This is a genomic window from Rhizobium sp. BK049 (genome assembly GCF_014193135.1).
GTDB lineage: Bacteria > Pseudomonadota > Alphaproteobacteria > Rhizobiales > Rhizobiaceae > Rhizobium.
The window spans coordinates 102,025-116,394 of sequence record NZ_JACHYV010000011.1 but is presented as its reverse complement, the minus strand read 5'-3'; the positions used below and the strand labels follow the sequence as shown (position 1 = coordinate 116,394).

General features: G+C 62.1%; 16 protein-coding genes. 10 read left to right on the top strand and 6 right to left on the bottom strand.

Translation table 11 applies throughout. The features are described 5' to 3' along the window. Positions 1–8 precede the first annotated feature (8 nt). Entirely contained in the window at positions 9–398 is a 390-nt protein-coding gene (cueR, locus tag FHT70_RS14015; RefSeq protein WP_183702155.1) for a Cu(I)-responsive transcriptional regulator, read from the top strand. A gap of 24 nt (positions 399–422) precedes the next feature. Here the strand turns inward: cueR and FHT70_RS14010 are convergent, their stop codons facing one another. After that, positions 423–704, bottom strand: coding sequence for a hypothetical protein (locus FHT70_RS14010; protein WP_183702241.1), 282 nt, complete (start codon positions 702–704; stop codon positions 423–425). A 157-nt stretch (positions 705–861) separates the two neighbouring features. Between FHT70_RS14010 and FHT70_RS14005 the strand changes: the two genes are divergently transcribed. The 3 genes from FHT70_RS14005 to FHT70_RS13995 are packed head-to-tail and all read left to right on the top strand — an operon-like array spanning position 862 to position 2,886. Beyond that, positions 862–1,401 carry a sigma-70 family RNA polymerase sigma factor gene (locus FHT70_RS14005; protein WP_183702152.1) on the top strand — a complete coding sequence of 180 codons (540 nt, stop codon included), beginning with the start codon at positions 862–864 and terminating at the stop codon, positions 1,399–1,401. Then, positions 1,388–2,155, top strand: a complete 768-nt coding sequence (locus FHT70_RS14000; protein ID WP_183702149.1) for an anti-sigma factor — start codon at positions 1,388–1,390, stop codon at positions 2,153–2,155. Before FHT70_RS14005 ends, FHT70_RS14000 begins: the two co-directional genes overlap by 14 nt. Positions 2,156–2,175: 20 nt before the next feature. Next, on the top strand, positions 2,176–2,886 hold the full coding sequence (locus FHT70_RS13995; protein WP_183702146.1) for a Bax inhibitor-1/YccA family protein: 711 nt from the start codon (positions 2,176–2,178) through the stop codon (positions 2,884–2,886). Between the two features lie 122 nt (positions 2,887–3,008). Here FHT70_RS13995 and FHT70_RS13990 read toward each other — a convergent pair whose 3' ends face one another. The 4 genes from FHT70_RS13990 to repA form a co-directional block, all read right to left on the bottom strand. Next, entirely contained in the window at positions 3,009–4,142 is a 1,134-nt protein-coding gene (locus tag FHT70_RS13990; protein WP_183702143.1) for an RHE_PE00001 family protein, read from the bottom strand. Between the two features lie 169 nt (positions 4,143–4,311). Then, on the bottom strand, positions 4,312–5,526 hold the full coding sequence (gene repC / locus FHT70_RS13985; RefSeq protein ID WP_183702140.1) for a plasmid replication protein RepC: 1,215 nt from the start codon (positions 5,524–5,526) through the stop codon (positions 4,312–4,314). Between the two features lie 154 nt (positions 5,527–5,680). After that, complete coding sequence (gene repB, locus FHT70_RS13980; RefSeq protein WP_085781243.1) at positions 5,681–6,676, bottom strand: plasmid partitioning protein RepB; 996 nt, start codon at positions 6,674–6,676, stop codon at positions 5,681–5,683. Next, positions 6,673–7,869: a plasmid partitioning protein RepA gene (gene repA, locus FHT70_RS13975; protein ID WP_183702136.1), complete on the bottom strand. Its 1,197-nt coding sequence runs from the start codon at positions 7,867–7,869 to the stop codon at positions 6,673–6,675. The genes repB and repA overlap by 4 nt, the downstream gene beginning before the upstream one ends. 201 nt (positions 7,870–8,070) lie before the next feature. On the opposite strand from repA, the gene cobF reads away from it, so the two are divergent. The 5 genes from cobF to FHT70_RS13950 all read left to right on the top strand — a co-directional run bounded on the left by cobF (position 8,071) and on the right by FHT70_RS13950 (position 12,402). Next, positions 8,071–8,835 (top strand): precorrin-6A synthase (deacetylating), encoded by a 765-nt coding sequence (gene cobF, locus FHT70_RS13970; RefSeq protein ID WP_183702133.1) that lies wholly within the window; start codon positions 8,071–8,073, stop codon positions 8,833–8,835. A gap of 63 nt (positions 8,836–8,898) precedes the next feature. Further along, positions 8,899–10,278 (top strand): precorrin-3B synthase, encoded by a 1,380-nt coding sequence (gene cobG, locus FHT70_RS13965; RefSeq protein ID WP_183702130.1) that lies wholly within the window; start codon positions 8,899–8,901, stop codon positions 10,276–10,278. A gap of 2 nt (positions 10,279–10,280) precedes the next feature. After that, complete coding sequence (locus FHT70_RS13960) at positions 10,281–10,913, top strand: precorrin-8X methylmutase (protein ID WP_097598772.1); 633 nt, start codon at positions 10,281–10,283, stop codon at positions 10,911–10,913. Beyond that, positions 10,910–11,641 (top strand): precorrin-2 C(20)-methyltransferase, encoded by a 732-nt coding sequence (locus FHT70_RS13955; protein ID WP_183702127.1) that lies wholly within the window; start codon positions 10,910–10,912, stop codon positions 11,639–11,641. Before FHT70_RS13960 ends, FHT70_RS13955 begins: the two co-directional genes overlap by 4 nt. Further along, positions 11,638–12,402 carry a precorrin-3B C(17)-methyltransferase gene (locus FHT70_RS13950; RefSeq protein ID WP_183702124.1) on the top strand — a complete coding sequence of 255 codons (765 nt, stop codon included), beginning with the start codon at positions 11,638–11,640 and terminating at the stop codon, positions 12,400–12,402. The genes FHT70_RS13955 and FHT70_RS13950 overlap by 4 nt, the downstream gene beginning before the upstream one ends. Here the strand turns inward: FHT70_RS13950 and FHT70_RS13945 are convergent. After that, on the bottom strand, positions 12,366–13,136 hold the full coding sequence (locus FHT70_RS13945) for a cobalt-precorrin-6A reductase (RefSeq protein WP_183702121.1): 771 nt from the start codon (positions 13,134–13,136) through the stop codon (positions 12,366–12,368). The genes FHT70_RS13950 and FHT70_RS13945 overlap by 37 nt on opposite strands. Between FHT70_RS13945 and cbiE the strand changes: the two genes are divergently transcribed. After that, complete coding sequence (cbiE, locus tag FHT70_RS13940) at positions 13,135–14,367, top strand: precorrin-6y C5,15-methyltransferase (decarboxylating) subunit CbiE (RefSeq protein WP_183702118.1); 1,233 nt, start codon at positions 13,135–13,137, stop codon at positions 14,365–14,367. The two genes, FHT70_RS13945 and cbiE, sit on opposite strands and share 2 nt — an antisense overlap. Positions 14,368–14,370 lie beyond the last annotated feature (3 nt).

Genomic DNA, 14,370 nt, shown 5'->3' with positions numbered 1-14,370 from the left:
AGACGGCCATGAATATCGGCGAAGCATCTGAGCGGTCCGGCCTGCCTTCGAAGACCATCCGCTACTACGAGGATATCGGCCTGATCCGCCCCGAAAGGGGCGGAAACGGCTATCGCGACTATGCTGTGGCCGATGTTCACAAGCTGCGCTTCCTGCAGCGTTCGCGCGGCCTCGGCTTTTCCGTCGAGGAATGCCGGCAGTTGCTGGCGCTTTATGAGGACAAAGCCCGGGCGAGCGCCGATGTCAGGGACATTGCCGAGACGAAACTCGGAGAAATCGACCGCAAGATCCGCGAGCTGACGGAACTTCGCCGCACCCTCGAGCACCTCGTGCATGCCTGCCATGGCAACGACCGACCGGATTGCCCGATTCTCGAAGAGCTCTCGGACGGTCGCTGACCATCCTGGGGAAGCCGGAAGGCTCTAGCTGACCGTCTGGAACGGCGCCGGTTCGGCGGGCTCATCGTCGCCGTCGTCAAACACGCCCTCATCGAGGCGGTGCTTGATCGCAAGCGCGTAAATCACGTCGAGAATATTGCGGTCTTTGAGATGAGGATCGGTCAGAGCGAGAAGCGAAGCTCTGACGATCTTCTTGCCGGTGGCTTTCGGGCATCGCGCCTTGACGAAATCATAGAGTGCCTCACCCGTCAGCCCTTCCATGGCGCCGTCCACGAGAGCTTCGTAGACCCGCTTCTTTTCCTTCATCCTATATCGTCCCCGCAAATCAGCGGCGTGATGATCTGTCATGTAATTGTCATAAACAATCGCCGATTTAAGGGCATGCGCTGACGGATGGTATTTCCCCGCATCATTTTTTTGTGCCGCCGGGAATAAAATCCGCAGCGGTTGCGTATACTCAAGCATGGAACGCAAAGACCGCCCCTTCGATGTCATCGGACAGCTTGCAGCGCTGCGGCGCTATGCGCGCGCCCTGGTGCGCAACTCGGATGAGGCGGAGGATCTGGTGCATGATGCTCTGGTGCGCGCCTTAGAGAAGAGAAAAAGCTTCCGAAGCGGTGGCAATCTGCGCACCTGGCTGCTTTCCATCCTGCACAATGCCCATATCGATCGTCTTCGCCGGAACCGGTCGCTGACGCGTCGCCACGACGAAGTGGCTGTCGAAGGCGAGCAGTCGCTGCCGGCCGGCCAGGAACATGCGGTGCGCCTGCAGCAGGTGCGCGACGCCTTCTTCGACCTGCCGGAGGAACAGCGCGAGGCGCTGCATCTCGTTGCCATCGAAGACCTTTCCTATCAGGAAGCCGCCAATGCGCTCGGTATTCCGATCGGCACCCTGATGTCGCGCATCTCCCGTGCCCGGGCGCAACTGCGCGAATTCGAGGAGAAGACGCCGCGCGTTTCGCATCTCAAATTAATCGGAGGGAGCGGCAATGAAAGCAGTTGATCCGATCATCGATGCCGATCTCGATGCCTATGTCGATGGCGAGCTCGATGTCGCGCGCCGTATTCAGGTCGAGTCCTATCTCTCGGAGAATCCGGCGATTGCCGCCAAGGTCATGGCCGATCTCAGCATGAAAGGTGAGCTGCGCTTGGCGCTTGCCGGCGAAAATGCCCTCGGCCGTCCTGAGACCCGCGATGCCGCCCGGCGGCTGGAGCGCGGCCTTTCCTATGGCCGTATCCTTCATTCCATGCAGCGCATCGCCGCCGTCGGCATTCTGGTCACCGCCGGCTGGGTGGCGCATAATTCCTTCGGCGCTTTTTCGGCGACCGAGGTGGCGGCTTCCGTTCCGGCGCCTGCTTATGTCGAGGATGCCGTCCGCGCCTATCAGACCGCGGCCCTTCGCGCCTCGATGCCTTCGCAGACCCCGACCAGCTATAGCGCCGAGGACATCCGCGCCGCCACCGCGATCGTCATGCCTGAGTTGCCGAAAGACTGGAAGATCGCCGACGTGCAGATATTCCCGTCCGAATTCGGACCGAGCGTCGAGATGGCGATCACGGTGGCCGATGGAAAACGGCTGTCGCTTTTCGCCGTCCGGCCGGGAGCCTTCGAGGTCCGGCAGGTCAGCCATCTCGCACTCGAAAAAGCAGAAGCCGCCTATTGGCAGATCGGCGACGTCGCCTATGCGCTGATCGCCGACGATAGCGGCCTCAATCTCGATCAGGCGGCCGAACGGCTCGCCCGCTCGCTCTACTAGTTCAAACCGAGGAGATCAGCATGAACCCGATCAATCCCCGCTATGGAGCCGTCGCCGGCTCACAGGCCCTTTTCGACGAGGGTCTGCGTCAGCATATGCTGCGCGTCTACAACTATATGGGCCTTGGCCTCGTCATCACCGGCATCGTTGCCTTCATCGTCGGCTCGACGCCGGCGCTTTATGTCCCGATCTTCGGCTCACCGCTGAAGTGGGTCGTGATGCTCGCGCCCCTCGCCTTCGTCTTCTTCTTCTCCTTCCGCATCCAGACCATGTCGGCGAGCACCGCTCAGATCACCTTCTGGGCCTTCTGCGCCGTGATGGGCCTGTCGCTTGCCTCCGTCTTCCTGGTCTTCACCAAGACGAGCATCGCCCAGACCTTCTTCGTCACCGCGGCCATGTTCGGCTCCACCAGCCTTTACGGCTACACCACCAAGCGTGACCTCTCGAAGATGGGCTCGTTCCTGATGATGGGTCTGTTCGGCATCATCATCGCCGCCATCGTCAACATCTTCCTGGGTTCTAGCGCGCTGCAGTTTGCCATCTCGGTGATCGGCATCGTCGTCTTCGTCGGCCTGACCGCCTACGACACGCAGAACATCAGGGAACAATATTCAGAAAATTACGATCAGGAATCGAACCAGAAGCTTGCCGTTTTCGGTGCGCTCTCGCTCTACCTGAACTTCGTCAACATCTTCCAGCTTCTGCTCAACTTCACCGGCGAGCGGGAATAGGACCGCGCTTCTGGGGGCAATGGAAGCGCAAGAGCGTCCGGTCTGCAATCTGTGACAGGATGGCAGACCGGGCGCTCACTCTCAAAGGTACGGCCGGAGGTCCACCCGGCCGGTTTTTTATTTCAGATGATGCCCCAGGCGCGATAGCGGCCGCGGCCGGTGATTTCACGAATGCCGATCTCGTTGACGAGGTTCAGCGCGCCGCGCGGCGTGATGCGCAGCTGACGGGCGATCATCGCTGCCGACACCATCGGCCGCGACAGGATGAAATCGGCAAGCTCCGGCAGGCTGCTGTTCGAGCGACGGCCGCGAAAGCGCAGCTCCATTTGCGTGCGGGCCAGCGATAACCGGTCGATTTCCTTGAGGCCGGCCGCCGCAGCCAGCTGCATCGCTTCGAGAAAAGCTTGCAGCCGCGTCACCCGGTCACGGGCCCGACGCCGCTCGTGGCGCACCAATTTCAGCCCGCCGTAAAAGGAAAAGAGATGCGAAGCGACCTTGCCGCGGGCGCGCAGGTAGCTTTCGACCAGAAGCCCGCCGAGCCAATGCTGACGCCGCAACGGCTCGATCCTGTCCCAGGCTTCGAACAGGATCACGGCCCCTAGAACCGGCGGCAGGTTGTCGGCCAGGGGCAGCACGCACCGCCACTCCGAAAGCCGCTGCTCCTCATCCCATTCCTCGTCGCCAAGCAGGCCGAGAGGGTCATCGTTGCGCTTGGCCGGTGATACTGTGGCCGCCTCGCCGGGCGGCGCTTTGCCCGTATGGATGTCGATGAGCTTCTGCGAGCGGGCAAGAATGGCATCGATCTCGGCCATTTCGGCGGCGAGCGGCGCGTCTTCATTCTCGCCCTCATCGTCGGCCTCGACCGCAGCCGCCCGGCTCTTGGCTTCCTGAGTGAGGCCCTCCCCTTCCGCTGTGGTCGCTGTCAGCGTTGCCAGCCCCGAGGCGCCGAGAGCCCAGGACGGTTCGCCGGTCCATATGCGCCGACGCGTCCGCAGCACCGAATGGGCGATCGTCAGCTCGTGGCTAGGAGCGCGGCTATCCATATGCGCGTCGTGCAGAACGAGATCCTCGACATGAACGAGCTCGCCGGCGACCCATAACGCACCTGCGGCATCGAAAAAGTGACTGCGTTCAGCAAATCCCTCACCAACCGACGAACGCAACACTCGCTCGTCCAGTCGCGCCACCGCATCCTCCGCCGCGGCAAGCAATGGAAGCAGGGTTTGGAGCATTATACCGTCGATATCATAGCGCATTGTTAAGCTTTATGGTTTTTCACAAATGGAAGCAAAATAGCCATTTCCTTCCGCCATCTATGACATGGTTAACGGTTTGTTTCAACAAAAGCGCGGGGAAGGAAGCGAAGAAGCTCGCCGATCCACAATCCCTTTAACCTCTGCAACTGACGCGAAGCTTTTGGGGCGTTCATCCGGTTTTTCTCGCCATCGGACCATTGGCCCGCATCAACGCCATCAGCATCGGACCGAGCGAGAATTCACCGCGCTCCGCCCGTCGCGTCAGATCGCGCAGATAGCCGCCCGCCGAATTGATATGGCCGCCGCGTTCGAGAATGCAGGCGATTACCGTGGCAGCATTTTCCGGCCCCATGACATCGCAGGCCTGCTGGTAGGCGCTGGGACTGACGCCGAGGGTGGAACGGACGACGACGGCGGCGACCATCAAATCCCGCCAGCTGCCGATCCCGCCACCCGGCCCGTAGGCAACAATCTCAGGGCAGGCCTGCAGCACCATGGCAAGGGGGAAGGATTTCGGTGGCTCCCGCCACGGCCGCGGTTCTTCCTCCGGCTTTGCGCCCTGCTTCGTTTCGAAGCTTGGTTCAAGTTCAGATATGGGATGTGGGTTTGAATTATGTATGTGCCGACCGTTTTGGCTGTCATTGGCGTCTGTTTTTTCTGCTTTTGTCTTCGATTCCAGCGTCTTGACGATCAGTTCGCGGAAAGCTTCGAGATCGGTCAGCAGACTCCGGATCTCCGCGGTCGATGGGCGGCGGGGCAGGCTTGCCGAGAGGCGATTGAAATGCTGCTGCATCTCGATCCATTCGCCGGCAATTTCCTCTTCCAGCGCGATCTCGATGAGCTTGGCGATATCACGCCGGCAAAGGCTCATCCGCTCCCTCAGACGCTTCCATTCAAGCTTGTCGGCAAGCACCTGCGCCGCCTGGGCTTCGATCTCGCGAGCGCGCACGAGGAGTGGCGCCAGGCTGAAGCCGAAGGCTTCCCCAAGCCCGCCCTCGCCGTTGCGGCGGGCAAAACGTTTTCCGTTCGGACTGTCGCGCCGGATGATCAGGCCTGCCTCCACCAGCATCGCCAGATTTCGCCGCAGCGTCGTTCCGGCCATGCCATGGGTGCGCAGCGACAACTGCTCATTCGACGGAAAGACGACGAAACCGTTGGCCTCGGCAATCTCGTTCTTCGGATAGAAGGTCAACAGCGCGTTGAGAACGGCAAGCGCACGGTCGGACACGCCGATCATGCTCTTTGCTTCGCAGAGCGCGCGAAAGATCTTCCATTTGTCGACCGATGCGTCCGCATCGATCCTGCTGGCGCTTTCCTGACTTGCCAGCATGCCAAGCGTCATCGATCGCCGCCCGAAGGGCGTCGATACATATTGAGGCTCCATGTCCCTCACCTTTTTTCAAGGCAAAAGAAATCTACCACCCAAAAGGATGCCGAAGATGCTTGACACTGATTCGAGGAAGTGCGATTCTCAGATTGTCCAGATATGAGAAAGGCTTCCGCGACGGCAACGTTCGGAGGCTTTTTTCTTTTGCGGCCTACTCTCCTGCTTGCAACTTGCCGGCCTGATAGGCTTCGTAAAGCTCATCGAGACGGCGTGAAATGTAAGCGCCGAAATCCGGCGCATCGCCTGTTTTCAACGCGATCGTGAAGGAATTGCCGGCGCGTCTGATTCGGCCGGCAATCTTGCCGCCGTTCTTCGGCTTCCAGTCATATTCGGAGGGCTCCGGCTTCGCCTCTTTCCTGGCGAGTTCGGCGACCAGAAGCTCGAATCGGCGGTCGCTCTCCTCCGCCCTGAACCCATCCGAGGCGATAAGCTTCGCAAGCCGCGGCGCCGCCGTCCCATTCCAGTCTTGGGCAAGCGCCATCCACTTGCGTCGTCCGATACCGGGCGCGGCCCCCACCGACCTGATGATTTCGGCCGGAATGGCCTTGGCGACCGACAACAGCTTCGATAGCTCCGTCTTGTCTGTAGACAGCGCCTTCATGATGACAGGACGCTCAAAACCCTTGAGCTCGAGATTGAGAGCGAAGACGGCGCGTTCGATATAGGAAAGGTTCCGGCGCGCAGAATTCTCGATGCCCTGCGCAATAACGACATCGGTGTCGTCGAGCTGACGGACGATCGCCTGCACCTTGCGTCCGAGCAGCTTGACGGCCTGCAGCCGGCGATGGCCGTAGGCGATCTGGTAACGCTCGCCGACTTCGGGATGTCGCCGAACAAGGATCGGCACTTCCTGGCCATTGTCGGCAATCGACTGCACCAGCTCGTCCTCAAGATCGAGCGGCTGGTCGGCAAGGCGGTCGCGGACGAAGGAAGAATCGATCAGATCGGGATCGAGTTCGACGATTCGCTCGCCGGAGAGCAGAGCCTCCTGCATCGCCCTGCTCTCTTCCTCCATGCGGCCGAGGGTCAGCGCCATTGTCCGCACCGGCCCGGCCGATCCGCGCGAAGACGGCTCCTCGTAGTTGGCCGCGGCCAACTCCTGCGCCGTATCGTCGAAAAGACCTTTTAGGCGATCGCGTCTACTCATGTGCGGCCCCAGGCTTTGTGAATGCCGGCAAGAACCTCGCCATTGGCAGCGTTGACTGATTCCAGCGCCCGGTCATACGTCGAGCGGCGCACCTGCCCCTTCTCAATTTCGTAAAGCGTCTGCTTCGTCAGCCCGGCATCTGCGATTGCTGTCGATTTGAGGATGGTTGCCGTCAGCACGTCGTCACCGAACAGGCTGCGCAGCAGCGCGACGATCTGCGACTGCGGCGCATCAAAGGGTTCGTGGCGGGTGACGACATATTTGATGAAGTCGTGCTGCAGGTCGCCGCCGGCCCGGCGAACCACAGAGAGAAGATCCGACGTCATCAACAGGAACTGCGACATGGAGGCAACATCGACCATCTGCGGGTGGATGGTGATGAGCAGCGACGTGGCAGCGCAAACGGCACCGAGGGTGAGGTAGCCGAGCTGCGGCGGGCAGTCGATCACCACCACGTCGTAATTGGCCTCGACCTCGGCAATCGCGACGCCGACGCGGCGGAAAAACAGCTCGGCCGGCTTCTGGCGATCATTGAGCGCCCGCGGCGTCTCATGCTCGAACTCCATCAGTTCGAGATTGCCGGGCACCAGATCGAGTCCGTCGAAATAGGTCTTGCGGACGATCTCCTTCAGCGGCTTACGAGCCGCATCGTAGCGAATGGCCCCATAAAGCGTATCGCCGTCGGAAAGATCGAATTCCGGCTGCACGCCCAGCATGGAGGAGAGCGAGGCCTGCGGATCGAGATCGATCGCCAGAACCCGGTACCCCTCCAGTGCCAGATATTGCGCCAGATAGAGCGTCGTCGTGGTCTTGGCCGAACCACCCTTGAAATTGGTGACGGCGACCGTCTGCAGCTTTTCGCCGGGGCGACGCCACGGGAGATAACTCAGCGCATCCTTCGGCTTGAGGTTCGCCATGTAATGGCGCAATTCATTGATCTGCCCGAGCGTATAGGAGCGTCGACCATTTGAGGAAAGCTCCGGCTGCGGCCCCTTGCCATCCAGCGAAAGCTGGCGAAGATAACCATCGGAAACGCCGATCATCTGGGCGGCTTCGCCGGAAGAGAATGTGCGCAGCGTCTTCTGCGCAAGCGGCGGAAACAGCTTGTCGCGGAGAAGCTTCAGTTGCCGCGAAAGCTGGTTCGCATGCCGCTCGATCCGCACGTCTGTCGTCGATACGCTAATGTTGTCCAAAACACCCAATCCTTTTCGATGCGCTTTTCTGTCAACATAGCGTCAAAAAGCGTATCGAAAGTGACACGATTCGGGAGTTACGGCAACAATAGGGGTCAAGCCGTCGTGGCGGGCCGAGTTGGCCGCGGCCAACTCCCTGCCCGCCCTTGCGGCCCGCCCGATTTTTGGGCAAGACCGCTTGGACTCACGGGGAAGATCCGCTTGAAGCATATCAATATAATTGGAATCGGCACGGGCAATCCGGAACACGTCACCATACAGGCGATCAACGCCATGAACGCTGCCGACGTGATCTTCCTACCGCTCAAGGGCGCCGGCAAAGAAGAGCTCGCCGAGATCAGGCGGGAGATCTGCGAGCGCTACCTCACTCGGCCAGCTGTCCGAATCGTGGAATTCGCGGTGCCGCAAAGGCAGACCGCAGACAGAAGCTACTCGCAAAGCGTCGATTCCTGGCACGGCGAGATCGCCAATATCTATAGAGAGTTGATCTCGGGCCTCCCGGACGGCGGCACCGGCGCCTTTCTCGTCTGGGGTGATCCCAGTCTTTACGACAGCACGATCCGCATCATCGAGCGCGTGCGGAAAGCAAACAGCATTAATTTCGATTACTGCGTCGTTCCAGGCATCACCAGTATCCAGGCTCTGGCCGCCAGCCACAAAATCCCGCTCAACCTCGTCGGCAAGCCGGTTGAGATCACCACCGGGCGGCGGCTGGCGCGGGATGGATTTCGAGGCGGCAGCGCAGTCATCATGCTCGATGGCGAACAGGCTTTTATGAAGATCGATGATGCCGACGCCGAGATCTTCTGGGGCGCCTATCTCGGCACCGCGGACGAAATCATCCGGTCGGGACGGCTTGCAGACATCGCGTCCGACATTCAAGCGCTCCGGACCGAGGCGAGACAGCGGCACGGCTGGATCATGGACATATATCTGCTACGTAAGGGACGCGACTTCGAGGAATAGCCGTCGCCGTCATGTTTTGCCGCACCGGCCGCGATCATGTAAGAGATGATCAGAGGATTGAGAATGGGCACGAAGGCCGCCAAGGCAATCGACAGGACAGGCGAGGCGGATCTCGATGATCGGCCCACGGCGAAGCCACGCCCGCGCGGCGCCTGCCCGGCCCTTGCCGCACCGATGCCGACCGGCGATGGTTTGCTCGTAAGGCTGCGTCCGGCCGGTGGCGCCTTGACGCTAGCGCAATTCTCAGCGCTTGCCCGCTCGGCTGCAGAGCATGGAAACAGCATCTTGGAAATCACCGCCCGCGGCAACCTGCAGATCCGCGGACTGCGGGCTGAAACCGTCAAGCGGTTCGCCGCCGATATCGATGCCGCCGGGATCGCCGTGCCGGACGGGCCGGCAATCGAAATATCGCCACTGCACGGTATCGATCCTGAGGAGACAGGCGATCCAGCAGCACTGGAAAAGACCTTGCGCAGCAAGCTCGCACAGCTGCTCGCCTCGCCGCGGCTCGCGCCAAAACTCTCCCTCATTATCGACGGCGGCGGAGCGTTCGGTTTGTCGGCGCTCTCGGCCGATATCCGTATCGTCGCACAGTCCGGCGCACAATGGCTCGTAGCGATCAACGGCGATGACGAGACGGCAACGCCTGTGGCGAAGGGTGCAGCAGAAGCGGCGATATCGGCCGTTGGCGAAATTCTCGATCTGCTGGCGGTCAGGCAGAGCCTGCGAGCGAGGGATATCGATCCGGCCCTACTGCGGGCGCGTTTTCCCGCGATGGACATCATCCGATTTCTTCCGTCACATCAAAAACAGACGCCGCTTTCCGGCTTGCACCGGCTGAAGGACGGAAAACACGTGCTTGGTATGCGGCCGGAATTCGGCCAGATGCGGGCCCCCGATTTGATCGCCCTGCTCGACGACGCAACAGCTCACGGCGCAACAGCTATCCGACTTGCGCCCGGCCGCGGCTTCTTCTTCACCGGCTTTCCGGCAGGGGCCGCGCCGGCTCTGCAGATAACTTCGAGCAAACATGGCTTCACCGTGCAACCGGGCGAGAAAAGCGAATATGTCGCTGCCTGCGCCGGCGCCGGCGCCTGCGGCTCCGCTTTCTACGAGACGAGAGCCCTGGCGCACCGCCTCATTACCGCAGCACCCGTTCTCTTCGACGGATCTCTGACGTTCCATCTCTCCGGCTGTTCGAAAGGTTGCGCCCATGCCGGGCCGGCGCTGACCCTGACCGGATCGGCGGATGGTTTCGGCCTCATCCTCAACGGGCTCGCTTCAGATCTGCCGGATGAACGGATCGCTGGCAGTCGGATCGATTTCGCTATAGAGAGGCTCGCCCGGTCCATCGAAGACAACAGGAACGCTGGCGAATCGGCCGCCGCCTGCCTTACACGGCTTGGCGCAACCGGCGTTTCGAAGGCGCCGCGACAGGAATAAGAATGCCAGACTACGATTACATCCGCAGCGGCGACGCGATCTACGAGCGTTCCTTTGCGATCATCCGCGCCGAGGCCGATCTTTCGCTTTTCACCGAAGACGAGGCTGAAATTGCCGTTCGCATGATTCATGCTTGCGGGCTCGTGGAAGCGGCGAAGAATTTCCTCTTTTCCACCGATTTCGTCAGCACCGCACGCGATGCGCTGAAGGCCGGCGCGCCGATCTTCTGCGATGCGGAAATGGTGTCGCATGGCGTCACGCGGGCGCGGCTGCCGGCGCTGAACGAGGTGATCTGCACGTTGCGCGATCCCGCAACGCCGGAGCTCGCACGCGAGATCGGCAATACACGCTCGGCCGCCGCCATGCATCTCTGGCTCGATCGGCTCGGCGGGAGCATCGTCGCGATCGGTAACGCGCCGACCGCGCTCTTCCATCTGCTCGAACTCCTGCGCGACGGCGCGCCTAAACCCGCGGCGATCCTCGGCATGCCCGTCGGGTTCGTCGGCGCAGCCGAATCGAAGGATGCACTGGCAGAAAATTCCTATGGCGTTCCCTTCGCCATCGTGCGAGGCCGGCTCGGCGGCAGCGCGATGACGGCTGCCGCCATCAATGCGCTGGCAAGGCCGGGCCTATGACGACATCAGGCCGTCTCATCGGCGTCGGCACGGGTCCCGGCGATCCCGAGCTTCTGACCCTCAAGGCCGTGCGCGCCATCGAACGCGCGGATGTCATCGCTTACTTTGCCAAGCAGGGCAGGGGCGGTAACGGCAAGGCGATCGTCGAGCCGCTGCTGAAACCTTGGGTCACTCTGTTGCCGCTCTACTATCCCGTCACCACCGAGATCGACAGGAATGACGAACGCTATCAGAGCCTGATCACCGAGTTCTACGACCGATCTGCAAGAGACATCGCCGGGCATCTCGACGCCGGGCGGACCGTCGCCGTTCTCAGCGAAGGCGACCCGCTCTTCTACGGCTCCTATATGCACCTGCACGTCAGGCTTTCCACGCACTACCCCACTGAAGTGATCCCCGGCATCAGCGCCATGTCGGGCTGCTGGTCGCTGGCCGGCATGCCGATCGTCCAGGGCGACGACGTGCTTTCCGTACTGCCCGGTACGATGACCGAGGGCGAACTGACGCGGCGCCTTGTCGATACCCAAGCTGCCGTCATCATGAAGGTCGGCCGCAATCTGCCGAAAATCCGCCGGGCGCTTTCAGCAGCCGGCCGGCTTGCGGACGCCCTCTATGTCGAGCGCGGCACCATGGCGAACGCGGCGATGGAAAAGCTTGCCGACAGGAGCGACGGCGATGCGCCCTATTTCTCGCTCGTGCTGGTGCCGGGCTGGGAGGGCAGCCGATGAGTGGCAGGCTTTTCGTCATCGGCACCGGTCCCGGCCATCCCGAGCAGATGACGCCGGAAGCGCTGGCCGCCGTCGATGCGGCGACGGATTTCTTCGGCTACGGACCTTATCTCGAACGGCTGCAGCTCCGCTCCGATCAGCTGCGGCATGCGTCGGACAATCGCGAGGAGCTCGACAGGGCAGGGGCGGCGCTTTCCATGGCAGCGGATGGCGCCAACGTCTGCATCGTCTCCGGCGGCGATCCCGGTGTCTTCGCCATGGCCGCTGCCGTCTGCGAGGCGATCGAGAACGGGCCGGCGGCGTGGCGCGCCGTCGATCTTACCGTGCTTCCCGGCGTCACGGCGATGCTGGCGGTGGCAGCAAGAGCCGGGGCGCCGCTTGGGCACGATTTCTGCGCAATATCGCTATCAGATAACCTAAAGCCTTGGAATATCATCGAAACTCGGCTTGAACTGGCGGCAAAGGCGGGCTTCGTCATCGCGCTCTATAATCCGATCAGCCGGGCGCGGCCGTGGCAACTCGGCGAGGCTTTCAAGCTGCTGCGCGACCATCTGCCGGCAACAACCCCGGTGATTTTCGGGCGCGCGGCCGGGCGGGCAAACGAGCACATCGCGGTGCAGCCGCTATCGGAAGCGGATGCATCGATCGCCGATATGGCGACCTGCATCATCATCGGCTCCGCCGAAACGCGGGTCGTCGCGCGTTCCGGCAAGCCCGACCTGGTCTACACGCCGCGTTTCATGGCGGGAGGAAAGAGGTGATCGACCGCCGCAAGCGCCGCCTCGACGGTTTCGACCGATGTGATGATCGGCGACGGCGCGCGCGCCACCATCATCACCTCGATGCCGAGCAGGCGCGCCGCCTCGATCTTCGCATAGGTGGCGGTGCCGCCGCTGTTCTTGGCAATGACGACATCGATATGATGCTGCCTCAGCAAAGTGCATTCGCTTTCCAGCGTGAAGGGGCCGCGATCGAGGATGTATTTGGCATTCGCAAGCCTAAGCGGCCGTTCGACGGGGTCGACGCTGCGGATGAGATATTGATGTTGCGGCGCCACTTCTGCGTGGTGAGCGCCCTGCCGGCCCGTCGCCAGGAAGACATGGCGGGGAGATTGGCCGAGCGCCTCGATGGCCGCCGGGATACTCTGCACTTCCCGCCAGCGATCGCCCGGCAAGCGTTGCCATTCGGGACGACGCAGAGCGATCGCAGCGAGAGGGGCGGCCGCGGCCGCGATGGCGGCATTTTCGGAAATTCGTTCGGCGAAAGGGTGCGTGGCGTCGATAAGCAGCCCGTAGCCGCCGGCTTTCAAAAAGTCGGCCAGCGCCATGGCACCGCCGAAACCACCAATACGGACCGGAACAGGCTGCTCGGCCGGTTTCTCGGTACGTCCTGCCAGCGACAGCAGAATATCGCAATCATCACGCGCCGCGAGCGCTTCGGCGAGCAGGCGCGCTTCGCTCGTGCCGCCGAGAATCAGGATGCGAAGTCTTCCCATGTCTGATGTCTTTCCCACTTGCAGCAAGCGCTGGCTGACTATTATCGGCATCGGCGAAGATGGTCCAGCAGGGCTGGGCGAGGAGGCGAAGAGGCTGATCGCCACCGCACCGGCGGTGTTCGGCGGAGCGCGGCACCACGCGCTTGCCGCATCGCTGATATCGGGCGAAAAACTTGCCTGGCAGAGCCCGTTCGAGCGCTCGGTCGATGCCGTCCTTGAACGGCGCGGCACGCCTGTCGTCGTGCTCGCCTCCGGCGATCCGTTTCTCTATGGAGTCGGCGCAACCCTCTGCCGCCGTGTCGTGGCGGAAGAGATGCGCGTCATTCCCGCGCCTTCGGCCTTCAGCCTTGCCGCCTCCCGGCTCGGCTGGCCGCAGCAGGACGTGACGACGATCTCGCTGCATGGACGCCCGCTCGACCTTGCCCGACCGCATCTGCACCCCGGGCGGCGCATCATTGCTCTGACCTCTGATGAAAATGGACCCGGCGAGATTGCTGCCTTGCTTGTCGCCAGCGGCTTCGGTCAGTCGAGACTTACCGTACTCGAAGCGTTGGGCGGTGCACGGGAACGACAGAGACACGCCGTGGCGTCGGATTTCGATCTCACTGACATCGATCCCCTGAACGTCTGCGCGCTCGAGGTTACGGCAGGGGAGGGGGCTCGCATCCTGTCTTTTGCCGCAGGTCTCGAGGACGATTTGTTCGAGCATGACGGTCAGATCACCAAACGGGAAATCCGGGCGATGACGCTTTCGGCGCTTGCGCCACGTCACGGCGAACTGCTCTGGGATATCGGCGCCGGCTCGGGATCGATCGGCATCGAATGGATGCTGGCCGATCCATCGCTGAAGACGATCGCCGTCGAGCAATCGTCGGAGCGGGCGGCGCGGATTGCCCGCAACGCAACTGCCTTCGGCGTGCCGCATCTGGCCGTTGTCGAGGGTTCAGCGCCAGATGCGCTGAGAGGCCTGCCGGAACCGGATGCGATCTTCCTGGGCGGCGGCGGCAGCGTACCTGATGTCATCGACACTGCCATCACTGCGCTGAAGCGGGGAGGGCGGCTCGTCGCCAATGGCGTGACGCTTGACATGGAGGCGGCATTGATCTGCGAACATGGCAAACGCGGCGGCTCCCTCACGCGGATCGAAATATCGCGCGCTGCGCCGCTCGGCAGCATGAGCGGCTGGCGGCCGGCGATGCCGGTGACGCAATGGCGCTGGACGAAAGGATAGCGG